Origin of the sequence: Yinghuangia seranimata (genome assembly GCF_029953285.1) — a bacterium.
In the GTDB taxonomy this organism is placed as follows: Bacteria; Actinomycetota; Actinomycetes; order Streptomycetales; family Streptomycetaceae; genus Yinghuangia; species Yinghuangia seranimata.
Map to the genome: position 1 here is coordinate 142,088 of NZ_JASAOI010000022.1, position 24,095 is coordinate 166,182.

The 24,095-nt window shown below is 72.1% G+C and carries 24 protein-coding genes; 18 read left to right on the top strand and 6 right to left on the bottom strand.

Annotated elements, in window-relative coordinates; translation table 11 throughout:
* Nucleotides 1-80: 80 nt before the first annotated feature.
* Nucleotides 81-821 carry a 16S rRNA (uracil(1498)-N(3))-methyltransferase gene (locus tag QI554_RS15090; RefSeq protein WP_281470231.1) on the top strand — a complete coding sequence of 247 codons (741 nt, stop codon included), beginning with the start codon at nucleotides 81-83 and terminating at the stop codon, nucleotides 819-821.
* Here QI554_RS15090 and QI554_RS15095 read toward each other — a convergent pair.
* The gene (locus tag QI554_RS15095) at nucleotides 804-2,420 is read right to left on the bottom strand and encodes an MFS transporter (RefSeq protein ID WP_281470233.1); all 1,617 of its coding nucleotides are present in this window, start codon (nucleotides 2,418-2,420) and stop codon (nucleotides 804-806) included. The genes QI554_RS15090 and QI554_RS15095 overlap by 18 nt on opposite strands.
* A gap of 105 nt (nucleotides 2,421-2,525) precedes the next feature.
* Here QI554_RS15095 and QI554_RS15100 point away from each other — a divergent pair, with 105 nt between their 5' ends.
* Entirely contained in the window at nucleotides 2,526-2,888 is a 363-nt protein-coding gene (locus tag QI554_RS15100) for a histidine triad nucleotide-binding protein (RefSeq protein WP_281470236.1), read from the top strand.
* A gap of 27 nt (nucleotides 2,889-2,915) precedes the next feature.
* On the opposite strand, the gene QI554_RS15105 is transcribed toward QI554_RS15100, so the two are convergent.
* Complete coding sequence (locus tag QI554_RS15105; RefSeq protein WP_281470238.1) at nucleotides 2,916-3,200, bottom strand: VOC family protein; 285 nt, start codon at nucleotides 3,198-3,200, stop codon at nucleotides 2,916-2,918.
* Between the two features lie 80 nt (nucleotides 3,201-3,280).
* On the opposite strand from QI554_RS15105, the gene QI554_RS15110 reads away from it, so the two are divergent.
* The 15 genes from QI554_RS15110 to QI554_RS15180 all read left to right on the top strand — a co-directional run bounded on the left by QI554_RS15110 (nucleotide 3,281) and on the right by QI554_RS15180 (nucleotide 19,265).
* Nucleotides 3,281-4,195 (top strand): ribonuclease Z, encoded by a 915-nt coding sequence (locus tag QI554_RS15110; RefSeq protein ID WP_281470240.1) that lies wholly within the window; start codon nucleotides 3,281-3,283, stop codon nucleotides 4,193-4,195.
* A gap of 870 nt (nucleotides 4,196-5,065) precedes the next feature.
* On the top strand, nucleotides 5,066-6,070 hold the full coding sequence (locus tag QI554_RS15115) for a PhoH family protein (RefSeq protein WP_281470332.1): 1,005 nt from the start codon (nucleotides 5,066-5,068) through the stop codon (nucleotides 6,068-6,070).
* Between the two features lie 5 nt (nucleotides 6,071-6,075).
* Nucleotides 6,076-6,546, top strand: a complete 471-nt coding sequence (ybeY, locus tag QI554_RS15120) for an rRNA maturation RNase YbeY (protein ID WP_281470242.1) — start codon at nucleotides 6,076-6,078, stop codon at nucleotides 6,544-6,546.
* A gap of 36 nt (nucleotides 6,547-6,582) precedes the next feature.
* Complete coding sequence (locus QI554_RS15125) at nucleotides 6,583-7,902, top strand: hemolysin family protein (RefSeq protein ID WP_281470244.1); 1,320 nt, start codon at nucleotides 6,583-6,585, stop codon at nucleotides 7,900-7,902.
* A 123-nt stretch (nucleotides 7,903-8,025) separates the two neighbouring features.
* On the top strand, nucleotides 8,026-8,868 hold the full coding sequence (locus tag QI554_RS15130) for a hypothetical protein (protein WP_281470246.1): 843 nt from the start codon (nucleotides 8,026-8,028) through the stop codon (nucleotides 8,866-8,868).
* Between the two features lie 198 nt (nucleotides 8,869-9,066).
* Nucleotides 9,067-9,921, top strand: a complete 855-nt coding sequence (locus QI554_RS15135; RefSeq protein WP_281470248.1) for a hypothetical protein — start codon at nucleotides 9,067-9,069, stop codon at nucleotides 9,919-9,921.
* A gap of 195 nt (nucleotides 9,922-10,116) precedes the next feature.
* Nucleotides 10,117-10,464, top strand: coding sequence for a cytidine deaminase (locus tag QI554_RS15140; protein WP_281470250.1), 348 nt, complete (start codon nucleotides 10,117-10,119; stop codon nucleotides 10,462-10,464).
* A 56-nt stretch (nucleotides 10,465-10,520) separates the two neighbouring features.
* Complete coding sequence (gene era, locus QI554_RS15145; protein ID WP_425527979.1) at nucleotides 10,521-11,483, top strand: GTPase Era; 963 nt, start codon at nucleotides 10,521-10,523, stop codon at nucleotides 11,481-11,483.
* Nucleotides 11,484-11,903: 420 nt separating this feature from the next.
* Nucleotides 11,904-13,667, top strand: coding sequence for a 2-isopropylmalate synthase (gene leuA / locus QI554_RS15150; RefSeq protein WP_281470254.1), 1,764 nt, complete (start codon nucleotides 11,904-11,906; stop codon nucleotides 13,665-13,667).
* Between the two features lie 182 nt (nucleotides 13,668-13,849).
* On the top strand, nucleotides 13,850-14,758 hold the full coding sequence (locus QI554_RS15155; protein ID WP_281470255.1) for a TauD/TfdA dioxygenase family protein: 909 nt from the start codon (nucleotides 13,850-13,852) through the stop codon (nucleotides 14,756-14,758).
* Between the two features lie 185 nt (nucleotides 14,759-14,943).
* Nucleotides 14,944-15,552 carry a TerB family tellurite resistance protein gene (locus QI554_RS15160; protein ID WP_281470256.1) on the top strand — a complete coding sequence of 203 codons (609 nt, stop codon included), beginning with the start codon at nucleotides 14,944-14,946 and terminating at the stop codon, nucleotides 15,550-15,552.
* 54 nt (nucleotides 15,553-15,606) lie between these two features.
* Entirely contained in the window at nucleotides 15,607-16,359 is a 753-nt protein-coding gene (recO, locus tag QI554_RS15165) for a DNA repair protein RecO (RefSeq protein ID WP_281470258.1), read from the top strand.
* A gap of 38 nt (nucleotides 16,360-16,397) precedes the next feature.
* Nucleotides 16,398-17,246 carry an isoprenyl transferase gene (locus QI554_RS15170; RefSeq protein WP_281470334.1) on the top strand — a complete coding sequence of 283 codons (849 nt, stop codon included), beginning with the start codon at nucleotides 16,398-16,400 and terminating at the stop codon, nucleotides 17,244-17,246.
* A gap of 100 nt (nucleotides 17,247-17,346) precedes the next feature.
* Nucleotides 17,347-18,414 (top strand): permease, encoded by a 1,068-nt coding sequence (locus QI554_RS15175; RefSeq protein WP_281470260.1) that lies wholly within the window; start codon nucleotides 17,347-17,349, stop codon nucleotides 18,412-18,414.
* On the top strand, nucleotides 18,411-19,265 hold the full coding sequence (locus tag QI554_RS15180) for a TIGR03943 family putative permease subunit (RefSeq protein ID WP_281470262.1): 855 nt from the start codon (nucleotides 18,411-18,413) through the stop codon (nucleotides 19,263-19,265). Before QI554_RS15175 ends, QI554_RS15180 begins: the two co-directional genes overlap by 4 nt.
* Nucleotides 19,266-19,295: 30 nt before the next feature.
* Here QI554_RS15180 and QI554_RS15185 read toward each other — a convergent pair whose 3' ends face one another.
* The 4 genes from QI554_RS15185 to QI554_RS15200 are packed head-to-tail and all read right to left on the bottom strand — an operon-like array spanning nucleotide 19,296 to nucleotide 22,454.
* Nucleotides 19,296-19,712 carry a Fur family transcriptional regulator gene (locus tag QI554_RS15185; RefSeq protein WP_281470264.1) on the bottom strand — a complete coding sequence of 139 codons (417 nt, stop codon included), beginning with the start codon at nucleotides 19,710-19,712 and terminating at the stop codon, nucleotides 19,296-19,298.
* On the bottom strand, nucleotides 19,709-20,668 hold the full coding sequence (locus tag QI554_RS15190) for a metal ABC transporter permease (RefSeq protein ID WP_281470266.1): 960 nt from the start codon (nucleotides 20,666-20,668) through the stop codon (nucleotides 19,709-19,711). Before QI554_RS15190 ends, QI554_RS15185 begins: the two co-directional genes overlap by 4 nt.
* The gene (locus QI554_RS15195; protein WP_425527980.1) at nucleotides 20,665-21,489 is read right to left on the bottom strand and encodes a metal ABC transporter ATP-binding protein; all 825 of its coding nucleotides are present in this window, start codon (nucleotides 21,487-21,489) and stop codon (nucleotides 20,665-20,667) included. The genes QI554_RS15190 and QI554_RS15195 overlap by 4 nt, the downstream gene beginning before the upstream one ends.
* Nucleotides 21,480-22,454, bottom strand: coding sequence for a metal ABC transporter substrate-binding protein (locus QI554_RS15200; RefSeq protein WP_281470268.1), 975 nt, complete (start codon nucleotides 22,452-22,454; stop codon nucleotides 21,480-21,482). Before QI554_RS15200 ends, QI554_RS15195 begins: the two co-directional genes overlap by 10 nt.
* A gap of 196 nt (nucleotides 22,455-22,650) precedes the next feature.
* Here QI554_RS15200 and QI554_RS15205 point away from each other — a divergent pair, with 196 nt between their 5' ends.
* Nucleotides 22,651-24,033, top strand: a complete 1,383-nt coding sequence (locus tag QI554_RS15205) for a glycine--tRNA ligase (protein ID WP_281470269.1) — start codon at nucleotides 22,651-22,653, stop codon at nucleotides 24,031-24,033.
* Nucleotides 24,034-24,095: the final 62 nt, after the last annotated feature.

Consider the following 24,095-nt stretch of genomic DNA (forward strand, 5'->3'; position numbering starts at 1 on the left):
CCGCCCCGGCCACCGCGACCCGTCGTCCACCCCGTCCCTTCCGCCACCCCGCCCGCCGCACTTTCCCCGGAGCCCGCACCGTGAGCGCACCTGTCTTCCTGACCGACGACCCGTCCCTGCGCACCGGACGCCGCGTCGTCCTCGACGGACCGGAGGGCCGGCACGCCGTCACCGTGCGCCGCATCGCGGTCGGCGAAGAGGTCGTGCTGACCGACGGCCGCGGCCTGTCGGTGCGCGGCACGGTCGCCGTCGTCGAGGGCAAGGACACGCTGTACGTCGACGTCGTGGAGCGCGTGGACGAGCCTGCCCCCACGCCGCGGGTGGTCGTCGTCCAGGCGCTGCCGAAGGGCGACCGCGGCGAGCTGGCCGTCGAGACGATGACCGAGGTCGGCGTCGACGTGATCGTCCCCTGGGCGGCCGCCCGCTGCATCACGCAGTGGAAGGGCGACCGCGGTGCGAAGTCGCTCGCGAAGTGGCGGGCCACCGGGCGCGAGGCGGGCAAGCAGGCGCGGCGCACGCACCTTCCGGAGGTCACCGAGCTCATGACGACCCGTCAGGTCGCCGCGCTGCTCGGCGACGCGGCGTTCGCAGGGGTGCTGCACGAGTCCGCCGACGTGCCGCTGGCGACGGCGGAACTGCCCGGCGCCGGCGACCTCGTGCTGGTGGTCGGGCCGGAGGGCGGCGTGGCGCCGGAGGAGCTGGCCGCGTTCGCGGAGGCGGGCGCGCGGGCGTACCGGCTCGGCCCGACCGTGCTGCGGACGTCGACGGCGGGGGTGTCGGCCGCCTCCGTCCTGCTCGCCCGCTCAGGCCGCTGGGCCTGACCGGACGCCACCCGCGTCCGCACCGGAGCCCTCCTCCACACCGCCGCCCTCGTCGGTGACCCGCGTCCCCGGATGCAGCAGCGCCACCAGAAACGCGACCGCGAGGGCCGCAGCCATCGCGTACAGCACCGCCTGCGTCGCCTCCGCGTAGTCGGCCTGGATCTGCGGCCACACCCGCTGCACCAGCGCGCCGACCGGGTCGGAGGCGCCCCCGGCGGTGTCGTGCCCGCCGCCCGCGCCGCTGATCGACTTCGCGATGCCGTGCGCGACGTCGCCCGCCTCGGCGCCGGTCAGGCCCGCGCCGTGCAGCGTCTCGGTGACACCGTCCACGATCTGGTGCGTCAGCAGGGTGCCCAGCGCGGCGAAGCCCAAGCTCGACGCGTAGTTCCGCACCGTCTGGGTGATCCCGGTGACCTCGCCGTACGAGGCGCCGATCGACCGGTTGACGGCGTCCGTCGACGCCGGACCCAGCAGCAGCCCGATGCCCGCGCCCGCCATCACGATGTACGGCCACTGCGCGCCCAGCGACAGGTCGGTCGCCGTGTGCGCCCACAGCGCGAACCCGGCCGCCGCGAGCAGCGCGCCCCGCAGCACGGTCGGCTTGGCGCCGCGCTTGTCGAGGATGCGCCCGCCGAGCTGCGAGGCCGGCCCGAACCCGGCGACGAACACCAGCAGGTACAACCCCGCCTCGCCCGCCGTCGAGCCCAGCGCCACCTGCGCGTACACCGACGCGAAGAAGAACACCGGGACGAACGCGGTCATCGCGAAGAAAAGCACCGCGTTGTCCACCGCGAACGCCCGGTCGCGGAACACCCGGATCCTGATCAGGGGCAGCTTCGTGTGCAGCTCGACCGCCACGAACACCGCGAGCAGCGCCAGCCCGCCCACGATGCACCCCCACGTCGCGGCGCTGTGCCACCCCCAGTCCTGGGCCTGCTGGAGCCCCAGCACGCTCAGCGCCATGCCGGCCGCGATGAGCACCGCGCCGCGCCAGTCCAGCGGTTCGTGCCGGTGCGCGGTGCGGATGTGGGCGCGCAGCGTCAGCACCACCGCGACGATCCCGACCGGCACGTTCACCCAGAAGATGGCACGCCACGTCCACTGCGTCAGCCAGCCGCCCAGGATCGGGCCGAGCGCCGTGAGCCCGCCCGACAGACCGAAGAACAGCGCCAGCGCGCGGCCCCGCTCGGCGACCGGGAACACCGACACCACGATCGCCAGCGCGGCGGGGAACATCAGCGCGCCTCCGACGCCCTGCGCGACCCGGAAGCCGATCAGCCACGCCTGCGCGGCGTCGCCCGTGGGCGCCGCGCCGCACAGCGCCGACGCGGCGACGAACACCACGATGCCGATCAGCGCCATCCGCCGGTGTCCGAGCGTGTCGGACAGCCGGCCGCCGAGCGCGAACGTCGCGGCCAGCGCCAGCAGGTAGGCGTTCACCACCCACTGCACGCCCGACGCGGACAGGCCGAGCTCGCGCACCATGTCCGGCGCCGCGATCGACACGATCGACTGGTCGATGAACGTCATCGACACCGCGAAGAGCATCGCGGCCAGCGCCACGTACCGGCTGCCGCCAGGGGAATCCTCGCCGTTCATGCCGCACACCTTGTCTCGCCCGCCGCCGCCGCAAACCCGAGCGCCGGGCCGCGCCCCCGGAAGCCGGTAGCCTGACGCCGAATCCGCACACTCGAGGAGGAACGCATGGCGGCCGGGGAACCCCAGGCGGACTGCCTGTTCTGCAAGATCCTCGCGGGGGACATCCCCGCCACCGTGGTCTACGAGAACAAGGACGTCCTCGCCTTCCGCGACATCAACCCGCAGGCGCCCGTCCACATCCTGGTCATCCCGCGCCTTCACTACGCCAACGTCGGCGAACTCGGCTCCGCCGAGCCCGAGTTGACCGGGAAGCTGCTCGCCGCCGCGGCGGAGATCGCGAACGCCGAGGACATCGTCGAACCGGGCTACCGCATCGTGTTCAACACCGGCGCGGGCGCCGGCCAGACCGTCTTCCACGTGCACGCCCACCTGCTCGGCGGCCGCGGCATGCAGTGGCCGCCCGGGTAGTCGCCCCGCACCGCGCCGCCGGGCGCCTCAGCGCCTGAGCACCTCCACCGTCCTGCCGTCCGGGTCGCGCAGCACATGCCGGCCCGGCGGCAGCGGCCCCGACTCCACACCGAGGCCCAGCCGCAGCGCACCCGTCTCGCGCACGGTCGTCGCCGGATACAGCTCCAGTACGCAGCCGTCCTCGAGCACCGCCGCGTAGTGCACCGGCCCCGTGCCGTGCCGCTCCCGCGCGAACACCAGGCCGAGGCCCGCGTAGAACTCCCGGCACGCCTCCAGCCGCGTGCTGTAGAGCACCACCAACGTCACGCCCACCCGCCCACCCCCGCGATCGCTCCGCCTCCGGGACGTTACCGACCGCACCGCGACCGGCCGACCCCGCCAGAATGATCCGCATGTCCGTACGCGAACTCGTCGTCCTCGGCACCGCCAGCCAGGCCCCCACCCGGCACCGCAACCACAACGGCTACCTGCTGCGCTGGGACGGCGAGGGCCTGCTGTTCGACCCGGGCGAGGGCACCCAGCGGCAGATGCTCTACGCGGGCGTCGCCGCCACCGACATCACCCGCGTGTGCGTGACCCACTTCCACGGCGACCACTGCCTCGGGCTGCCCGGCATCATCCAGCGTCTCTCCCTCGACCGCGTCGCGCACGAGGTCACCGCCTACTTCCCGGCCTCCGGACAGGACTTCTTCGACCGGCTGCACTACGCCAGCGCCTTCCACGAGGCCGCCGTGCTGCGCGAGCACCCGCTCGACGGGCCTGCCGTCCACGTCGAACTGCCCTCCTTCACCCTCGAGGCGCGGCGCCTGTCGCACCCGGTCGAGTCGTACGGCTACCGCCTCACCGAACCCGACGCCCGCCGCATGCTCCCGGAAGCCCTCGCCGCCCACGGCGTGGCCGGCCCCGACGTCGGCCGCCTCCAGCGCGACGGCACGGTCGAGGTCGACGGCCGCACCGTCACCCTCGACCAGGTCAGCGAACCCCGCCGCGGCCAGCGCTTCGCGTTCATCATGGACACCCGCAACTGCGACGCCGTCGCCGAACTCGCCGAGGGCACCGACATGCTCGTCTGCGAGTCCACCTTCCTGACCGCCGACGCCGACCTCGCCCAGGCCCACGGCCACATGACCGCAGGCGAAGCCGGCGCCACAGCCCGCGAAGCCGGCGCCCGCCTCCTGGTCCTGACCCACTTCTCCCAGCGCTACACCGACCCGAACGCCTTCCTCGCCGACGCCCGCAAGGAGTTCGACGGCGAGATCACCGTGGCCGCCGACCTCGACCGCGTCCCCGTCCCCAAACGCCGCTGACCCTCGCGCGACCGCATCGGAGCAGCCCGAACTGTGGGGGACGGTCACCGAGCTGGCGCGCGTCGTCCGCACCCGCGTTCCCGACGAGATCCGCCTAGATGCGAGGCTCAACGCCGGTGCGCTCGAAAGGCCCCGCCTGCTGGGCCTGTTGCCCGGCCGCCGAGTGCTCTTCGTAGGCACGCCGCTGATGGCCGCCCTCGACGAACCGCGGTTCCGCGCCGTCGTGGCGCACGAGCTCGGGAGTACGTCGAGCTCGCCGTCGAGGTGGGCCGGGTGCCGAAGGACCTGCACGGCGGATGCATGCAGCTGCTCGCCGACCCCGGACGCCGCGGCGCATTTCGCGGCTCTGCGCGCCGCCCCGCCCGCCACCGAGGCATCGCCGCGCGCACCGTGGCGGAAAGGCGGGCCGACGTCCTCGCCGGCGCCTACACGAACGTCACCCGGTCCGGCTCACCGATCGTGCCGGGACGCCGTACGCACTGGCCGACCTCGTCGCCGGAGCCCTCGCGCCCCCGGACCTTGCCGCCGCCGTCCGCGGGCTGCCGGACCGCGTCGGCCTCCCGGCACCGGACGGCCTCGCCCCCGCGTGACCACCGCCCCGGCCGCCGTGATCATCCGGGGGAAAACCACCAAGGCCCCGCAAGGCCCACGGGCTACCATTGACTTCGGAAACATCCGTCACCCCGAGCAACGGAAAGTAGGCGTGATCAGGCCGTAAGGCCGCCCATGGCTTCCACACGACACGCGCGCGGCGCCGCCGACAGCGCCGCGAACCCGCAGGCCGCGGGCGGCGCCCCGGCCGAGCCCTCCGAGGCCGCCGAGGACCTGGCGCCGACGCAGGCCAAGATCGTGATTCCGGCGAAGCACCCGATGGTCGCGCTGCTCGGCTCCGGCGACGCGCTGCTCCGGGTGGTCGAGGAGGCGTTCCCCGCCGTCGACATCCACGTGCGCGGCAACGAGGTGACCACGACCGGGCCCGGCGCCGACATCGGTCTGATCAAGCGGCTGTTCGACGAGATGATGCTGGTGCTGCGCACCGGCCAGCCGCTGACCACGGAGGCCGTCGAGCGCTCGATCGCGATGCTCCGCTCCGGCGGCGACGCGGCGCCCGCCGAGGTGCTCACCCTCAACATCCTCTCGAACCGCGGCCGTACCATCCGTCCCAAGTCGCTCAACCAGAAGCGCTACGTGGACGCGATCGACCGCCACACGATCGTCTTCGGCATCGGCCCCGCCGGTACCGGCAAGACGTACCTGGCGATGGCCAAGGCCGTCCAGGCGCTGCAGATGAAGCAGGTCAACCGCATCATCCTGACGCGCCCCGCGGTCGAGGCGGGGGAGCGGCTCGGCTTCCTGCCGGGCACGCTGTACGAGAAGATCGACCCGTATCTGCGCCCGCTGTACGACGCGCTGCACGACATGATCGACCCCGACTCGATCCCGCGCCTCATGGCGGCGGGCACCATCGAGGTCGCCCCGCTGGCGTACATGCGCGGCCGCACGCTCAACGACGCTTTCATCATCCTCGACGAGGCGCAGAACACCTCCGCCGAGCAGATGAAGATGTTCTTGACCCGCCTCGGCTTCGGCTCGAAGATCGTGGTCACCGGTGACGTGACGCAGGTCGACCTGCCGAACGGCACGGAGAGCGGCCTGCGCGTCGTCCAGCGCATCCTCGACGGCGTCGCCGACATCGCGTTCTGCCCGCTCAGCAGCCAGGACGTGGTGCGCCACCAGCTCGTCGGCCGCATCGTCGACGCGTACGGCCGGTGGGACGCCGACCGCGAGAGCCGCGAGGTGCCCCGCTCGCGCGGCCGCCGCGCCCAGATCCACAGCACGACCAGCAACGGCAACGCAGAACGGGATGTGAACTGACGGCCATGTCCATCGACATCGCCAACGAGTCCGGGTACGAGCTCGACGAGCACGCCATCGTGGACGTGGCCCGCTTCACCCTCGACCGGATGCGCATTCATCCGCTCGCGGAACTGTCCGTCGTCATCGTCGACGAGGCCGCCATGGAGCAGCTCCACATCCAGTGGATGGACCTGCCCGGGCCGACCGACGTCATGTCCTTCCCCATGGACGAGCTGCGTCCGGGCAAGGACAACGAGGACCCGCCGCAGGGCCTGCTCGGCGACGTCGTGCTGTGCCCCGAGGTGGCCGCCCGGCAGGCCAAGACGGCCGGGCACGGCACCGACGACGAGCTGCAGCTGCTCACCGTGCACGGTGTGCTCCACCTGCTGGGGTACGACCACGCCGAACCCGACGAGGAGCGCGAGATGTTCGGGCTCCAGGGCGAGATCCTCACGGCCTGGCGCGAACGGCGCGGCGCGGCCGGGACCGGCTGATGCCCGCCGTGCAACGCGGCGGCGACGGGAGCGGCCGTGACCTCTGACGAGGTCTTTCGCTTCGTCGTCGGTGCCGTCGTGCTCGTCGTGGTCGCGGGCCTGTTCGCGTGCCTGGAGGCCGCCCTCGCGCGGATCTCCCGGCCGCGCGTCGAGGAACTGGTGCGCACCGGGCGGCGCGGCGCCGGGCGGCTGCTCACCGTCGTCCGCGACCCGGCGCGCTACCTCAACCTCGCGCTGCTGATCCGCGTGGCGTGCGAGGTGTCCGCCGCCGTGCTGATCACCGTCGTGTTCCTGGACGGCTTCGACAGCCGGTGGCAGGCGGTGCTGGCGTCGATCGGCGTCATGGTCGTGGTGTCGTACGTCGTGGTCGGCGTCTCCCCGCGCACCATCGGCCGCCAGCACCCGGTCGCGGTCGGCATCGCGGGCGCGCCCGTGCTGGTCGTGCTCGCCCGCATCCTGGGCCCGCTGCCGCCGCTGCTGATCCTCATCGGCAACGCTGTCACGCCCGGCAAGGGCTACCGCGAGGGCCCGTTCGCGTCCGAGGCGGAGCTGCGCGCGTTCGTCGACCTCGCCGAGAAGGAGTCGCTGATCGAGGACGAGGAGCGCAAGCTGCTCCACTCCGTCCTCGAGCTCGGCGACACCATCGTGCGCGAAGTCATGGTGCCCCGCCCGGACATGGTGTTCATCGAACGCCACAAGACCGTGCGGCAGGCGCTGCGCCTCGCGCTGCGCTCCGGCTACTCGCGGATCCCGGTGATTGGCGAGAACGAGGACGACGTCGTCGGCATCGTCTACCTCAAGGACCTGGCCGCGCACGCCGCCGGGGGCACCGACGACCGCTGGGCGCACGAGCGGGTCGACACCGTGATGCGGCGCGCGACGTTCGTCCCGGACAGCAAGCCCGCCGACGACCTGCTGCGCGAACTGCAGGCCAGCCGCACGCACATGGTCATCGTCGTCGACGAATACGGCGGCACCGCGGGGCTGGTCACCATCGAGGACATCCTCGAGGAGATCGTCGGCGAGATCACCGACGAGTACGACCGCGAGACCACGCCCGTCGAGGACCTCGGCGACGGCCGCTTCCGGGTCACCGCGCGGCTGCCGATCGACGACCTGGGCGACCTGTTCGGCATCGAACTCGACGACGAGGACGTCGAGACCGTCGCGGGCCTGCTCGCCAAGCAGCTCGGCCGGGTCCCGATCCCGGGGGCGGCCGCCGAGGTCGAGGGACTGCGGCTGGTCGCGGACCGGCCGTCCGGGCGCCGCAACCAGGTCGGCACGATCGTGGTGGAGCGCGCCGCGCCGGCCGAGGGCGACGACGAGGACGCCGACAACGAGCACGGCCACGGCTGACCGGGTCCGGGCCCGGACGCGGCCGAATCGCGGGCGCCGCGCACGGTACAGGAGTTGTCCCGGCCGTGTGTCGTCCTGGTAACAGTCCGCCGTGGTCCCCGCGCGCGCCCGTAACTTCTGCCCATGCACACCGCCGCAGCGAATCTTCGCCGCCTCGCAGTCCTCCCCGTGCTCGGGCTCGTCCTCGTCGGCACCGCCGCCTGCGACAGCGGCGACGACAAGGCCGCCACGTCCGGCGGCACGCCCGGCGCCACCGTCGCCGGTCAGCCCGACCCCGTCGCCACCGGCTCCGCGCCCCCGCCCCGCAGCGAGCCGACCCAGGGCGCCACCAACAAGGCGCCCGCGACGGTCCCCAAGGCCACCGCGCCCGCGACGACCGCCCAGCTCACCGGGGCACTGCTCGACAAGAGCGCGATGCCCCTCGCAGGCTTCCAGATAGACGGCACCGACAGCGCGAAGGGCAAGGACGCCCAGACCGCGGCGCCCACCGACCGGCCCGACTGCGCGGTGTTCACCCAGGAGTTCACGCACACCGCGGGCGACCCCCTGGCCTGGGTGCGCCGCGGGTACGCGGGCCGGAGCGCGGCCGGGTCGCCGACGGAGATGGGCGTCACGCTGTCCAGCTACAAGAGCGGCACGGCCACGACGCTGTTGGCGTCCTTCGACAAGGCGATGGCCGGCTGCGCCGCGCCGTTCACCGTCACCCAGTCGGCCGGTCCGGAGAAGTGGGCCGTGACGCCCCTCGACAGCGCCCCGATGCTCGGCGACGAGACCGTGGCCTACCGGGTCGCCGTGAGCGGCGTCCAGGGTGCGCAGCCGTTCGCCCGCAACGTGGTCCTCATCCGGGTCGGGGACACGGTCGCGGAGTTCATGTACGGGCCGGGCACCGACCAGCCGGACACCACGCCCTACGCGCCGCTGATCGCCGCGCAGGTCCAGAAGGTCAAGCTCCAGATCGGACGTTGAGCGGCGCGCGGTCGCGGTCCGTCCGCCGGTCACAGCAGTGTGCCGAGCGGGTAACAACGGGCGGAAAGGCGATCTCCAGGCGCTAGCGTGTGACGTAACAGGCCGTCAGGTGGCAGTGGCGGGGCCGGAACCACAGGGGGGGCCGGGCGCCGCGCCGCCTCGACGGCTGTCCCATCACACCGAACTGGGGGGTTCACGGTGCCGTTCACCACGCGCACGACCACGTCCGTCCCGCGCCGCGCCAAGGCCGCGCGCCTCGCGCTCGTCCCCGTCCTGGGCCTCGCCCTCGCCGGGCTCACCGCGTGCAACGACGACAAGAAGGCCGACGCCTCGGCCGGCTCGTCCGCGTCGTCCGACGCGGGCAACTCCGGGGGTCTGTGGGGAGGTCCGTCCAAGTCCCCGGACGCGGGCAAGGCCGACACCGCCAAGCCCGGCACCGGCGGCAAGAGCCCGGCCGCGGGCGCCAACGCCAAGCAGCCCAGCACGGACGACCTCACCGCGGCGCTGCTCAACGCGCAGGAGATCCCGGCGGGCTACACGCCGGGCGACCCCGACCAGAGCCGGGACACCGAGGCCAAGGACTCGGAGGTCTCCGACCCGCGCTGCAAGACCCTCGTGTACGACTCCCTCGACGCGACGTCCGTCGGCCACATCGTGCAGACGTACGTGAAGGCGCCCGCTGACGGCGGACAGCCCCGCGAGGCGGTCGCCATCGCCCTGGACAGCCAGTCCAACGCGTCCCTGCGCCAGTACGTGGAGAGCTACGCCGCCGCGCTCAAGGCCTGCCCGTCCTTCACGGAGACGCAGAAGGACGGCACCGTCGAGAAGTACACGGTCACCACCGTGCAGACGGGCAAGTACGGCGCCGACTCGGTCTCCTTCCGGCTCCAGGACGACGCCAAGGACGGCCGCAAGTACATGTACTTCGTCGTGGCCGTGAAGGGCACCGTCAGCGTCCAGGTCGCCGCGGTGTCGGCCGACGGGCCGCCCGCCGAGCCCACGCAGTTCGCCAAGGGCCAGATCGACAAGGTCGGCCAGGCCGCGGGGGCCTGAGCTGGGGCCTGAGCTCAGGCCCGTTGAGCCGCCGCCTGCGTTCCCCACGGGAGGGGCAAGCGCGAAGCGCTTTCGAATACGGGCGGTGGGGGGCGACGGGTGGGCGGCACCCCCGGACCGCCCCGGGCGTACGGAGTCCCCGTACCCCGGGGCGGTACTGTTCGTGCGGATCTTCCCCGTTACGCAGGAGGCACGATGAGCGGGACCACCGTCGACCCCGAGGACGCCAAGATCGTCACGCTGGCCCGCTCCACGCGTGCCCGGAACGGCGCCCCCGAGGGCGCCGCGGTGCGCGACGAGACCGGCCGCACGTACGTCGCCTCGACCGTCGACCTGCCCTCGCTCAAGCTGACCGCGCTGCAGACCGCCGTCGCCATGGCCGTCGCCGGCGGCGCGCGGGGCCTGGAGGCCGCCGCGATCGTGTCCAAGGGCGACGCGGTCGTCCAGGCCGACCTCGACGCCGTGCGCGACCTGGGCGGCGAGGGCACCCCGATCCTGCTCGCCGGACCCGACGGGACGGTCGTCTCGTCGACGCCCGCCTGACCACCAGCGCCGGTACCGGTCGGGAGCGGTCAGGACCCGGCCCCCGCTAGGGGACAATGAGACCCATGAGTGATCGCTCCACCCCCGCCGGCGCCGCGCGCGTCCCGGCCCACCGCAGCGGCTTCGCGTGTTTCGTCGGCCGCCCCAACGCGGGCAAGTCCACCCTGACGAACGCGCTGGTCGGTACCAAGGTCGCGATCACCTCGGGGCGTCCGCAGACCACCAGGCACACGGTGCGCGGCATCGTGCACCGCCCCGACGCGCAGCTGGTGCTGGTCGACACCCCCGGTCTGCACAAGCCGCGCACGCTGCTCGGCCAGCGGCTGAACGACCTGGTGCGCACCACGTGGGCCGAGGTCGACATCATCGGCTTCTGCCTGCCCGCCGACCAGAAGGTCGGCCCCGGCGACCGGTTCATCGCCAAGGAGCTCGCCGAGGTCCGCAAGACCCCGAAGGTCGCGATCGTCACCAAGACCGACCTCGTGGACAAGAAGACGCTCGCCGAGCAGCTCATCGCCGTCCAGTCCATGGCGAGCGACCTGGGCTTCGAATGGGCCGAGATCATCCCGGTGTCGGCCGTCGGCGGCAACCAGGTCGGCCTCGTCGCCGACCTGCTGGCCGGACTGCTTCCCGAGGGCCCGCCGCTCTACCCGGACGGCGAACTGACCGACGAGCCCGAGCAGATCATGGCCGCCGAGCTGATCCGCGAGGCCGCCCTCGAGGGCGTGCGCGACGAACTGCCGCACTCGCTCGCCGTGGTCATCGAGGAGATGATTCCGCGCGAGGACCGCCCGGCCGACAAGCCGCTCGTCGACATCCACGCCTACCTGTACGTGGAGCGGCCCAGCCAGAAGGCGATCGTGATCGGCGCCAAGGGCTCCCGGCTCAAGGAGGTCGGGACGCGCGCCCGCAAGCACATCGAGGCGCTGCTCGGCACGCCGGTCTACCTGGACCTGCACGTCAAGGTCGCCAAGGACTGGCAGCGGGACCCCAAGCAGCTGCGCCGACTCGGGTTCTGACCCGCCGCGGAGCCGGGGGCTCGGGGGACGCGGAGCGGGCATGGAAAGGCGCCGCCCTCTCAAAGGGGAGGTGAAGGCGGCGCCGTGTCTCTCCGCGTCCATTCTCACCCCGATGCGTGTAAAGGCCACGTGAAAGTGAGATGCGCCACGCCTTGAGGGGATCGGCTGGGTCCCGCCAAGGGCCGTCAGGTAGGGTTGCGTACATCATGCGTCAGTGGCTGCTTCTTCTTAGCCGCCGCGGCGAGGGCTCGCCCTTCTGATGAGAAGTGGGCCGGCCTCCCTCGCCGCGGGGTAGAGGCATTGCCTTTTACGGGTCCCAGGATTCGCGCGCCGGCATCGAGGAAGTTCTCGCAAGTCACGACCGCCGTCGCGTTGCGCCACCGCGCCGCAGCGCCGAATCCAGCTCGAGGAGCCTGCCGCATGTCCTCCATCAACCGGCCCACGCCGATCACCGCCGCGACCGTCGGCCAGAAGCCGTCCGGCATGCCGATCCACAAGTACGCGCCGTTCCAGGGCGTCGAGCTGCCGGACCGCACGTGGCCGTCGAAGACCATCACCACCGCGCCCCGCTGGCTGTCGACCGACCTGCGCGACGGTAATCAGGCGCTGATCGACCCCATGAGTCCGGCGCGCAAGCGGACCATGTTCGACCTGCTGGTACGCATGGGCTACAAGGAGATCGAGGTCGGCTTCCCGGCCGCGTCGCAGACCGACTTCGATTTCATCCGCAGCATCATCGAGGAAGGCGCGGTCCCCGAGGACGTCACCATCTCGGTGCTGACCCAGGCCCGCGAGGAGCTGATCGAGCGCACCGTCGAGTCGCTGGTCGGCGCGCCGAAGGCCACCGTCCACCTGTACAACGCGACCGCGCCGCTGTTCCGCCGCGTGGTCTTCAACGTCGACCGCGACCTGTGCCGCGCCATCGCCGTCGAGGGCACCGGGCACGTCATGCGGTTCGCCGAGAAGCACCTGGGCCCCGAGACGACGTTCGGCTACGAGTACTCGCCCGAGATCTTCATCGACACCGAGCTGGACTTCGCGCTGGAGGTCTGCGAGGCGGTCATGGACGTCTGGCAGCCCGAGGCCGGCCGCGAGATCATCCTGAACCTGCCCGCCACCATCGAGCGCTCCACGCCGAACGTGTACGCGGACCAGATCGAGTGGATGAGCCGCAACCTGTCGCGCCGCGAGCACATCGCGCTGTCCGTGCACCCGCACAACGACCGCGGTGCCGCGGTGGCCGCCGCCGAGCTGGCCGTCATGGCCGGCGCCGACCGCGTTGAGGGCTGCCTGTTCGGGCACGGCGAGCGCACCGGCAACGTGGACCTGGTGACGCTGGGCATGAACCTGTTCAGCCAGGGCGTCGACCCGATGGTCGACTTCTCGGAGATCGACGAGATCCGCCGCACCGTCGAGTACTGCACGCAGCTGCCCGTCCACCCGCGCCACCCGTACGCGGGCGACCTGGTCTACACGGCCTTCTCCGGCTCGCACCAGGACGCCATCAAGAAGGGCTTCGAGGCGCTGGAGAAGGACGCGGCGGCCGCGGGCGTGTCGCGCGACGAGATCCTGTGGGGCGTCCCGTACCTGCCGATCGACCCGAAGGACGTCGGCCGGACCTACGAGGCGGTCATCCGCGTCAACAGCCAGTCCGGCAAGGGCGGCGTGGCGTACGTGATGAAGGCCGACCACAAGATGGACCTGCCGCGCCGCCTGCAGATCGAGTTCTCGCGCATCATCCAGGGCAAGACCGACGCCGAGGGCGGCGAGGTCACGCCGGCGCAGATCTGGTCGGTGTTCCAGGACGAGTACCTGCCGACGCCGCACGCCCCGTGGGGCCGCCTGGCGCTGCGCGCGCACTCGACCCAGTCGGTGGACAACGACCGCGACGCGCTGTCGGTGGACATGGCGGTCGACGGCAAGGACGCCACCCTGGAGGGCGTCGGCAACGGCCCGATCGACGCCTTCGTCCGCGCCCTGGGCGACATCGGCTTCGACGTCCGGGTCCTGGACTACACCGAGCACGCGATGAGCGGCGGCGAGGACGCGCGCGCGGTCGCGTACGTCGAGTGCGCCGTCGACGGCCAGGTCCTGTGGGGCGTGGGCGTGGACGAGAACATCGTGCGTGCGTCGCTGAAGGCCGTGGTGAGCGCGGTCAACCGGGCGGCGCGCAGCGTCAACTGACGCATCGTCGGCGGTACGGCGGCGGCCCCGGGAACTCCCGGGGTCGCCGCCGTCGCGTTTTCCGGCGGATGTTGCCGAGTTGTTGCCGGAAACTCCGTGCCCCTTCCCACTTTAAGTCAACTGTCTTAACCTCCGTGCAGGCGGCGGCCCCGGGAGGCCGCCGGACATCCTCGGGAGGTCCCATGAGCACCGTCCGCAACCGGCTCGGCGAACGCCGCACCGCGCTCGGCCCGCGCGTCCTGCGCCGACTGCCCGCGGGCGTCGAGAGCGCCCCGTACGAGCTGTTCGAGCTGCGCCCGTACGGCCCGCTGATCGGCGCCGAGGTGCACGGCGTCGACCTGCGCGAGCCGGTCGGCCCCGAGCTGTTCGCCGAACTCGACCGCGCGCTCGTCGAATGGAAGGTGCTGTTCTTCCGCGACCAGCCGATCGACTCCGCGCAGCACCGCGCGTTCGCGCGCCTGTGGGGCGAGCTCGAAGTGCACCCGTTCCTCGCCCAGGGCGACGTCCCCGAGGTCGTGCGGTTCAGCAAGGGCGCCGACTCCGCGGGCGTCGAGAACGTCTGGCACACCGACGTGACCTGGCGTCAGGAACCGGCCCTCGGGTCGGTGTTGCGCGCGATCGACGTCCCCGAGTACGGCGGCGACACGCTGTGGGCGGACATGGCCGCCGCCTACGACAACCTCCCCGCCGACGTCCAGGAGCGCATCGAAGGGCGCACCGCCGTCCACGACTTCGCGTTCACCTTCGGGCTCGGCATGGACCCCGACGCCTTCGCGAAGATGCGCGAGCAGTACCCGCCCGTCGAGCACCCCGTCGTGCGCACCCACCCCGTGACCGGCCGCAAGACGCTGTTCGTCAACGAGTTCTTCACCGACCACATCGTCGGACTGCCCGACGACGAGAGCGAGGAGCTCCTCGCGTTCCTCTTCAAGCAGTCCACCGCGCCCGAGTACCAGGCGCGCTTCCGGTGGTCGCCGGATTCCGTGGTCGTGTGGGACAACCGCGCCACCGTGCACTACGCGGTGAACGACTACCACCCGCACATCCGCGTCATGGAGCGCGCCGCGATCCTCGGCGACCGCCCGTACTGACCCACGGGAACCATTCGCGCCACCAGGCCCGTTCGGCAAGTGCAGGGCCGCGGACGGGAGATGGTTCGTTGCTCTCTGTGCCTAACTGATGACGTGCGGTGAAAACTGTGCGACCATCGAACGTGGGAACGCGTTGACGCGTCGGCGGCCGACGGGTGCAGGGGAGCCACGCCATGGTGGTCATCGTGGGTGTCCGGACTGTCCGGACCGTGCTGGAGGACGGCGAGTTCTTCTGCCCCGAGTGCGGCGGCGACCGGCGGTATCAGTACGGCGTGGGGCGGCGCTTCCTGCTCGTGTGCGGGATAGCCGTCCTCCCGGTCTCCCGACCCGCCAGCAGCGTCGAATGCGCCGTCTGCCGCTTCGGGTTCGACCCCGGCGTGCTCACCGTGCCGACCGGCCGGCGGCTGACCGCCCTGCTGCGCGACGTCACGCGCGCGCTCGCGGTCGGCGCGCTGGTCGCCGGCGGCGAGTCGTCACCCGCCGCGCGGGCCGCGGCCGTGGCCGCGGTCCGCGACGTGGGGGTGACCGCGTACACCGACGAACTGCTCGGCGCGGACCTGTACGCGCACGCCGGCGAGGACGACGGCGTCGAGGCCCTCGACGCCCTCGCGGCACACCTCGCGCCCGGCGGCCGCGCCCGGCTCGTCGCGGTCGCGGCCCGCGTCGCGCTCGCCGACGGCCCGTACCGGACGCTCGAACTCGACATGCTGCTCGGCGCGGGCGCCCGCCTCGGCCTCACCCGCGCCGAGATAGACCGGGTCCTCGACGAGGCCGCGGGGCACATGCCGCTGTGAGAACCGCCCCCGCGCGCCGACGGGACCGTCGGTGGCGGGGTCAATAATGGAGGCATGAGCCTCTACCGCGACGAGGGTGTCGTGCTGCGCACCCAGAAGCTCGGCGAGGCCGACCGCATCATCACGCTGCTCACCCGCCAGCACGGGCGGATAAGGGCGGTCGCCCGCGGAGTGCGCCGCACCAAGTCCAAGTTCGGCGCCCGCGTCGAGCCGTTCGGTCACGTCGACGTGCAGTTCTTCGTCAAGGGCTCGGACTTCCCCGGCCGCGGCCTGCCCGCGATCACCCAGGTCGAGACGCTGGCGGCGTTCGGCGCCCCGCTGGTCAGCGACTACGCGGCGTACACCGCGGGCACCGCGATGCTCGAGACCGCCGAACGCCTCACCGACCACGAGGGCGAACCCGCGCTCCAGCAGTACCTGCTGCTCATCGGCGCGCTGCGTACCCTCGCCGCGCGCGCCCACGAACCCGCGCTGGTGCTGGACGCCTTCCTGCTGCGCTCGCTCGCGGTGGCCGGATACGCGCCCAGCTTCGGCGACTGCGCACGCTGCGGCCTCGACGGTCCGCACCGGTTCTTCTCCGTCCCCGGCGGTGGAGCGGTATGCGGCGACTGCCGTCCGGCCGGATCCGTCGTACCCTCTCCGGAGACACTCGACCTGCTCGGAGCGCTGTTGACCGGCGACTGGGCGGGCGCCGACGCCAGCGAGACGCGGTATCGGCGGGAGGGGAGCGGCCTGGTGGCCGCGTATCTGCAATGGCATCTGGAGCGGGGCATCCGCTCGCTGAGACTGGTGGAGCGATCATCGTGAGTCAGGCACGCGGCCGTCGGGGAGTGCTCTCCTTCCTCATGGGCGGGTCGCGCCGACCCGCCCAGGCGACGGCGGCGCGGCAGCCGCACGAGTACCGCGACCCCAAGCCGCACGCGGGCGGCGTCCAGGCCCCGGCGTTCCCGAAGGACGCCGTGCCCAAGCACGTCGCGCTGGTCATGGACGGCAACGGGCGTTGGGCCAAGGAGCGCGGACTGGCGCGCACCGACGGGCACACCGCGGGCGAGTCGTCGCTGTTCGACGTCGTCGAGGGCGCCGCCCAGATCGGCGTCCAGTACGTGTCGGCGTACGCGTTCTCCACCGAGAACTGGAAGCGCTCGCCCGAGGAGATCCGCTTCCTCATGGGCTTCAACATCGAGACGATCCACCGGCGTATCGACGAGATGGACGAGCTCGGCGTGCGCATCCGCTGGTGCGGCCGACGGCCCCGGCTGTGGAAGAGCGTCATCCGCGAGCTGGAGATCGCCGAGGAGCGCACCAAGAACAACACGCGCCTCACCCTCGCCATGTGCATCAACTACGGCGGCCGCGCGGAGATCGTGGACGCCGCCACAGCGCTGGCCGAGGCCGTGCGGGAAGGCCGCGTCGACCCGAAGGACATCGACGAGGAGCTGTTCGCGAGCTACCTCGACGAACCGGACATGCCGGACGTCGACCTGTTCATCCGCTCGTCCGGCGAGCAGCGCACGTCGAACTTCCTGCTGTGGCAGTCCGCGTACGCCGAGATGGTCTTCGACGACGTGCTGTGGCCCGACTTCGACCGCACGCACCTGTTCAAGGCCGTCGAGAGCTACGTCTCCCGCGACCGGCGCTACGGCGGCGCGCTGCCGAACGTCGTGTCGGCCGCCCCGCGGCCCGAGACGCCCTGATCACAGGCGGTGCCCCGGTCCACAAGGTCCGGCAAAACCGCTGCAAAACGCTCGTACGAGCGGCCGGATGTGCCGATGGCACGGCGATCCGGATGCCAGCATGAACGGCATGTCCGAGCAGACCATGCCGGTACGCGGCACCCCCGCAAGCCCACCCGCCGAGGTGACCCGCCCTCGACGAGGCGCGTCACCCCGCGCCTCGGGAGGCGGTGCCCGATGGCGGCCCGGGCAGCTCGAGCTGTTCGTCGTGGGGCTGCTGCTCCTGATCGTCGGCCAGTCCTGGATCGCCGGTCAGCTGGACGCGCCCGCGGTTCAGGCGTGGAGCACGGTGTTCGTCGCGATCTCCGTGCAGGCGCTGCCGTTCCTGGTCCTCGGCACGGTGATCTCTGCGGCCATCACGGCGTTCGTCCCGGCGTCGCTGTTCAGCAAGGTGCTGCCGCGCAACCCGGCTCTCGCCGTGCCGATCGCGGGCGCGGCCGGCGCCGTGCTGCCCGGCTGCGAGTGCGCGTCCGTGCCGGTCGCCGGCGGCCTCATGGCGCGCGGCGTGGCACCCGCGGCAGCGCTCGCGTTCCTGCTCAGCGCGCCCGCGATCAACCCGATCGTGCTGACCGCCACCGCGGTGGCCTTCCCCGGGCGGCCCGAGATGGTGCTCGCCCGCTTCGCGGCGTCGCTCGCCACCTCGGTGCTCATGGGATGGCTGTGGGTGCGGTTCGGCAAGGCCGAGTGGCTGCGCATCCCGCGGCGCTTCACCGAGGCCGGCTCGGGGTCGCGGTGGGAGGACTTCCGGACCGGCATGCAGCACGACTTCCTGCACGCCGGCGGCTTCCTGGTCATCGGCGCCATAACGGCCGCGACGCTCAACGTCACGGTGCCGAAGGACATCATCAACGCGGTGTCCGGGCACTGGTGGTTCTCGATCCTCGCGCTGGCCTTCCTCGCGGTGATCCTCGCGGTCTGCTCGGAGGCCGACGCGTTCGTCGCGGCCAGCCTGTCCGGCTTCTCGCCGACCGCCAAGCTCGCCTTCATGGTGGTCGGCCCGATGGTGGACGTGAAGCTCATCGCGCTCCAGTCGGGCACGTTCGGCAAGGGCTTCGCGGCCCGGTTCTCGTCGGCCACGTTCGTCACCGCCGTGGTGACGAGCATCGCGGTGGGGTGGTGGCTGCTGTGAAGCGCGACGTCCAGTCGGTGGTCCTGGTCCTGATCGGCGCGGCGCTGCTGCGGATCTCCTTCGGCGCCGAGATCTACCTGCGGTACGTGAAGGCCGGGCTGCGGCCCGCGTTGATAGCGGCCGGAGCGGCCGTGCTGCTGCTCGGGTTCGCGGGCGTCGTGCGCGACGGCATCCTGCGCAAGCACGAGGCGGCCGGCCACGACGACCACGAGCACGACCACGGGCACGACCACGAGCACGACCACGAGCACGCTCACGCTCACGCGGAGGGGCACGAGGACGGCCACGGGAGCGACGACGCACACGAGGCCGCCCCGGACGACCGCGCGTCCGACCACGGCCACGACCACAGCAAGGGCCCGCGCATCGCCTGGCTGCTGTGCCTGCCGGTGTTCGCGCTGTTCCTGATCGCGCCGCCCGCGCTCGGCTCCTACACCGCGGCGCGCTCCGACAACACGGTCGCCAAGCCCGCGGCCAAGACCGTCGACGCCGGGTTCCCCGCCCTGCCGCCGGGCGACCCGTTGGACATGACGCTCGGCGACTTCGGCGTGCGCGCGGTGTGGGACACCGCCGACACGCTCAAGGGCCGCAACGTGCGGATGATCGGCTTCGTCACCCCGGGCAAGAACGGCACCTGGTACGTCACCCGGCTGGTGATCAGCTGCTGCGCCGCCGACGCGGTCGCCCGCAAGGTCGAGGTCCGCGACGCCCCGGCGCCGCCCGCCGACACCTGGGTGCAGGTCACGGGCACGTGGTTCAAGAACGGCGAGACCGGCTCGGAGACCGCGACCCCGGCCATGACCGCGACCGGCGTCGAGAAGGTGGCGACCCCGAAGGACCCGTACGAGTAGGCCGCCGACCCGCTCGGGGCGCGGGCGTGCTCAGCCCCGGGCGGCCAGCGTGCAGGGCCCGCACGTGCCGAAGATCTCCAGCTCGTGCGACACGTCGGTGAAGCCGTGCTCGGCGGCGACCCGGCCCGCCCAGCGCTCGACGGCCGGGCCCTCGACCTCCACGGTGCGGCCGCACACCCGGCACACCAGGTGGTGGTGGTGCCCCTGGCTGCAGCGCCGGTACACCGCCTCGCCGTCCTGCGTGCGCAGCACGTCGACCTCGCCCGCGTCGGCGAGCGACTGCAGGGTCCGGTAGACCGTGGTCAGCCCGACGGACTCACCGCGCTGCTTGAGCAGGTCGTGCAGGTCCTGCGCGCTGCGGAAGTCCTCGACCTCGTCGAGGAGGCTGGACACCGCGGTGCGCTGCCGGGTCGATCTGCCTCGGGCCGGGCTGTTCGCGGTGGTCACCGGGGCTCCTCCTCGACGGCGGTGGGGGCGGGGCTCGTCCCCGACATTGTGCCGGAAGAGCCGGTCGAGGCGTCACGGCGCTGCGCCCCGACCGTGGCGGCGACGTCCACGTCGACCTCGGCCGACGAAACCGCCGCTGCCCGCCGTGCCGCGCGGCGCAGGTTCAGCGGCGCGGTGAGCAGTCCGACGAGGACGAACAGGGCGATCGCGATCAGCACGATGGTCGCCCCGGGCGGCGCGTCGACGTAGTAGGTCAGCGTCGTGCCGCTCACCGACACCGCGACGCCGACGGCGATCGCCGTGGCCATGGTGACCGCGAACGTGCGGGTGAGCTGCTGCGCGATCGCGACGGGCACGACCATCAGCGCGCTGACCAGCAACAGGCCGACGACGCGCATGGCGACCGTGACGGTGACCGCGGCGGTCACCGCGATCAGCAGGTTGAGGGCCCGGACCGGGAGGCCCGTCACGCGCGCGAACTCCTCGTCCTGGCACACCGTGAACAGCGGGCGGCGCAGGCCGATGGTCACCGCGAGGACCGCTATCGCGAGGATCACGATGACCTGGATGTCCTCGGGGGCGACGGAGGTCAACTGGCCGAACAGATAGGCGTCGAGGTTGCTGTTGCCCTCCGACTGGCTGGCCAGCATGACGCCGCCCGCGATGCCGCCGTAGAACATCACCGACAGCGCGAGGTCGCCGCTCACCTTGCTGTGCTCGCGGACCAGCTCGATGACCACCGCGCCGGCCGCCGCGGTGAGCACCGCGAGCAGCACGGGGGAGCGGTCGAGCAGCAGGCCGAGGCCTACGCCGGTGAGCGCGATGTGGCCGATGCCGTCGCCCATGAACGCCTGACGGCGCTGCACGAGGTAGACGCCCACGGCGGGCGCGGTCATGCCGACCAGCAGGGCGGCGAGCAGCGCGCGCTGCATGAAGTCGTACTGGAGCAGGCTCATGTCAGCAGTCCCGGGGTGGCGTGCGCGTGGTCGTCGGCGTGCGGGTGGACGTGGTCGTGGCCGGGCAGCGCGTGCTGGCCGAGCGCCTCGGGCGGGACGCCGTCGTGGCACACACAGCCGTCGCGCAGCACCACGGCGCGGTCGATGAGCGGTTCGAGCGGCCCGAGTTCGTGCAGGACGAGCAGCACGGCGCGGCCCTCCTGCTTCTGCCTGCGCAGCGTCTCGGCGAGCACCTCCTGGCTGGCCAGGTCGACGCCCGCCATCGGCTCGTCCATGATCAGCAGGTCGGGGCGGCGGGCCAGCGCGCGGGCGATCAGGACGCGCTGCTGCTGGCCGCCGGACAGGTGCGCGATGCCGTCGCCGGCGCGGTCGAGCATGCCGACGGCGGCCAGCGCCTCGTCGACGGCCGTGCGGTCGGCGCGGCCGAGGCGGAACATGCGGCGGCGGTCGAGCCGGCCGGACGCGACGACCTCGCGCACGCTCGCGGGAACGCCGGCCGCGGCGGTGGTGCGCTGCGGGACGTAGCCGATCCGCGCCCAGTCCTTGAAGCGGCCGTGCGGTGTGCCGAACAGCTCGATGCGGCCGCCGGTCAGCGGGACGAGGCCGACGAGCGTGCGGACCGCGGTGGACTTGCCGGAGCCGTTCGCGCCGAGCAGCGCGACGACCTCGCCGGGGAACACCTTCAGGTCGACGCCGCGCAGCACCGGGCGGCCGCCGAGCTCGGCGGTGCCGCCGGTCATCCGGACGACGGGGGCGGCGTCGACCTGTGCGGTCGGCGCGCTGGTTCGAGCTATGGCGGTGTCGGGGCGGGTCACGCGCATCCCAGTGCCTTCCGCAGTGCGTCGAGGTTGGCGTGCATCACCGAGAAGTAGTCGTCCTTGGCCTCGTCCTCGACGCCTTCCAGCGGGTCGAGGACGGCCGTGGTGGCTCCGGTGTCGCGGGCGAGGGTCTGCGCGGTCTTGGGGCTGGCGAGCGTCTCGAAGAACACGGTGGTGACGCCCTTGTCCCTGACCAGCTTCTGCAGCTCGGCGATGCGCGCGGGGGAGGGCTCCGACTCGGGGTTGACGCCGTTGACGCCGATCTGGTCGAGCCCGTAGCGCTCGGCGAGGTAGCCGAACGCGGCGTGGCTGGTGACGAACTCCTTGCGCCGGCATGTGGCCAGGCCGGCCTTGAAGTCGTTGTCGAGCGCTTCGAACTCGGCCTTGAGCTCGGCCGTGCGGTTGCGGTAGTCCTCCGCGTGCGCGGGGTCGGCCTTGGCGAGGCCCTCGCCGACGCCGTCCGCGATCGCCGCCATGCGGGTCGGGTCGAGCCATATGTGCGGGTCGCCGCCGGCCTTGGAGGCGTGGTCGTGGCCGTCGCCCGCGCCGTGCGCGTGGTCGTGCGTGCCGTCGACCTCGAGGCCGTGGTCCTCGAGCGGGCTGAACCTGGTGGCCTCGACGGTCCCGTTGTGGTGGTTCTGCGCGATGGCCTTGTCGACGGCGGGCTGCAGGCCCTTGAGGTAGACGACCAGGTCGGCGTCGCTGATGGACGCGACCTGCCGGGGCTTGAGCTCGAGGTCGTGCGGCTCCGCGCCGGGCTTGGTCAGGCTGGTGACCTTCACCTGGGGGCCGCCGATCTGCTGGGCGAGGAACTTCAGCGAGTAGAACGCCGCGACGACGTCGACCTTGCCGCCGCCGTCCCCCGAGCTCGCGGACGCCTTGTCGTCCTTGCCGCACCCCGTGAGCAGGAGCGTCGACGCGGTGGCGGCGGCGAGCAGGGATGCCGGGACGGCACGGCGTATGTTCATGACAATCATTCTCAACTTTGCTGACAATGATTGTCAATTGCGGATGGCCGGGGCGGGCGCCGCGGCGGGACTCCCGCCCGTCCGCGCGGTACGCGGTGCGGTATCCGGGGGAGAACGGAATTGAACCCGGTACCCCCACCGCCGGTACCCTTTGCGCACACGTCACTGACCGCATCGTCGCACCGAAGAGAGCATTGTGGCCGCCGACAAGATCGAGACCATCGTCAGCCTGAGCAAGCGCCGCGGGTTCGTCTTCCCGTGCAGCGAGATCTACGGCGGCCAGAAGGCCGCCTGGGACTACGGACCGCTCGGTGTGGAGCTCAAGGAGAACATCAAGCGCCAGTGGTGGCGGTCGATGGTCACCTCGCGCGACGACATCGTCGGTCTCGACTCCTCGGTCATCCTCGCCCGCGAGGTGTGGGAGGCGTCCGGCCACGTCGAGGCGTTCGTCGACCCGCTGACCGAGTGCACCTCGTGCCACAAGCGGTACCGCGCCGACCACCTCGAAGAGGCGTACGAGGCGAAGCACGGCCGCCCGCCGGCCAACGGCCTCGCGGACCTCAACTGTCCGAACTGCGGCACCAAGGGCGCCTTCACCGAGCCGAAGATGTTCAACGGCCTGCTGCAGACCTACCTCGGCCCGACGCAGGACGAGTCCGGCCGCGCGTTCCTGCGCCCGGAGACCGCGCAGGGCATCTTCGTGAACTTCAAGCTGACGGCCGACGCCGCGCGCAAGAAGCCGCCGTTCGGCATCGCGCAGGTCGGCAAGAGCTTCCGCAACGAGATCACGCCGGGCAACTTCATCTTCCGCACCCGCGAGTTCGAGCAGATGGAGATGGAGTTCTTCGTCAAGCCGGGCGAGGACGAGCAGTGGCACGAGTACTGGCTCCAGGAGCGCTGGAACTGGTACACGGGCCTCGGCCTGCGCGAGGAGAACATGCGCTTCTTCGAGCACCCGAAGGAGAAGCTGTCGCACTACTCGAAGCGGACCGCGGACATCGAGTACCGCTTCCAGTTCGGCGGCAACGAGTTCGGTGAGCTCGAAGGCGTCGCGAACCGCACCGACTTCGACCTGACGACGCACTCGAAGCACTCCGGCACCGACCTCTCCTTCTTCGACCAGGAGACGAAGGAGCGCTGGATGCCGTACGTCATCGAGCCGGCGGCCGGTGTGAACCGCGCGATGCTCGCCTTCATGCTCGACGCGTACAACGAGGACGAGGCCCCCAACGCCAAGGGCGTCATGGAGAAGCGCGTCGTGATGCGCCTCGACCCGCGCCTGGCGCCGGTCAAGGCCGCGGTGCTGCCGCTGTCGCGCAACGCCGACCTGTCGCCGAAGGCCCGCGGCCTGGCCGCCGACCTGCGGAAGTTCTGGAACGTCGACTTCGACGACGCGGGTGCCATCGGCCGCCGCTACCGCCGCCAGGACGAGATCGGCACGCCGTTCTGCATCACGGTCGACTTCGACACCCTCGAGGACAACGCCGTGACCATCCGCGACCGCGACACGATGGGCCAGGAGCGCGTCTCGCTGGACCGCGTGCAGGAGTTCCTCGCGCCGCGTCTGCTCGGCTGCTGACCGGCCGACCGATCAACGGTTGACGGGGGCCGCGGCCGCCGCACACTCCCCGAGTGCGACGG

Excerpts from the sequence above, each read along its gene's own strand:
- QI554_RS15175 (WP_281470260.1), top strand. The coding sequence starts at position 17,347 with ATGAACGGCATGTCCGAGCAGACCATGCCGGTACGCGGCACCCCCGCA.
- QI554_RS15095 (WP_281470233.1), bottom strand. The coding sequence starts at position 2,420 with ATGAACGGCGAGGATTCCCCTGGCGGCAGCCGGTACGTGGCGCTGGCC.
- QI554_RS15155 (WP_281470255.1), top strand. The coding sequence starts at position 13,850 with ATGAGCACCGTCCGCAACCGGCTCGGCGAACGCCGCACCGCGCTCGGC.
- QI554_RS15115 (WP_281470332.1), top strand. The coding sequence starts at position 5,066 with ATGGTCGCGCTGCTCGGCTCCGGCGACGCGCTGCTCCGGGTGGTCGAG.
- QI554_RS15195 (WP_425527980.1), bottom strand. The coding sequence starts at position 21,489 with ATGCGCGTGACCCGCCCCGACACCGCCATAGCTCGAACCAGCGCGCCG.
- QI554_RS15100 (WP_281470236.1), top strand. The coding sequence starts at position 2,526 with ATGGCGGCCGGGGAACCCCAGGCGGACTGCCTGTTCTGCAAGATCCTC.
- leuA (WP_281470254.1), top strand. The coding sequence starts at position 11,904 with ATGTCCTCCATCAACCGGCCCACGCCGATCACCGCCGCGACCGTCGGC.
- QI554_RS15140 (WP_281470250.1), top strand. The coding sequence starts at position 10,117 with ATGAGCGGGACCACCGTCGACCCCGAGGACGCCAAGATCGTCACGCTG.
- ybeY (WP_281470242.1), top strand. The coding sequence starts at position 6,076 with ATGTCCATCGACATCGCCAACGAGTCCGGGTACGAGCTCGACGAGCAC.
- QI554_RS15190 (WP_281470266.1), bottom strand. The coding sequence starts at position 20,668 with ATGAGCCTGCTCCAGTACGACTTCATGCAGCGCGCGCTGCTCGCCGCC.
- QI554_RS15130 (WP_281470246.1), top strand. The coding sequence starts at position 8,026 with ATGCACACCGCCGCAGCGAATCTTCGCCGCCTCGCAGTCCTCCCCGTG.
- era (WP_425527979.1), top strand. The coding sequence starts at position 10,521 with ATGAGACCCATGAGTGATCGCTCCACCCCCGCCGGCGCCGCGCGCGTC.
- recO (WP_281470258.1), top strand. The coding sequence starts at position 15,607 with ATGAGCCTCTACCGCGACGAGGGTGTCGTGCTGCGCACCCAGAAGCTC.
- QI554_RS15110 (WP_281470240.1), top strand. The coding sequence starts at position 3,281 with ATGTCCGTACGCGAACTCGTCGTCCTCGGCACCGCCAGCCAGGCCCCC.
- QI554_RS15170 (WP_281470334.1), top strand. The coding sequence starts at position 16,398 with ATGGGCGGGTCGCGCCGACCCGCCCAGGCGACGGCGGCGCGGCAGCCG.
- QI554_RS15200 (WP_281470268.1), bottom strand. The coding sequence starts at position 22,454 with ATGAACATACGCCGTGCCGTCCCGGCATCCCTGCTCGCCGCCGCCACC.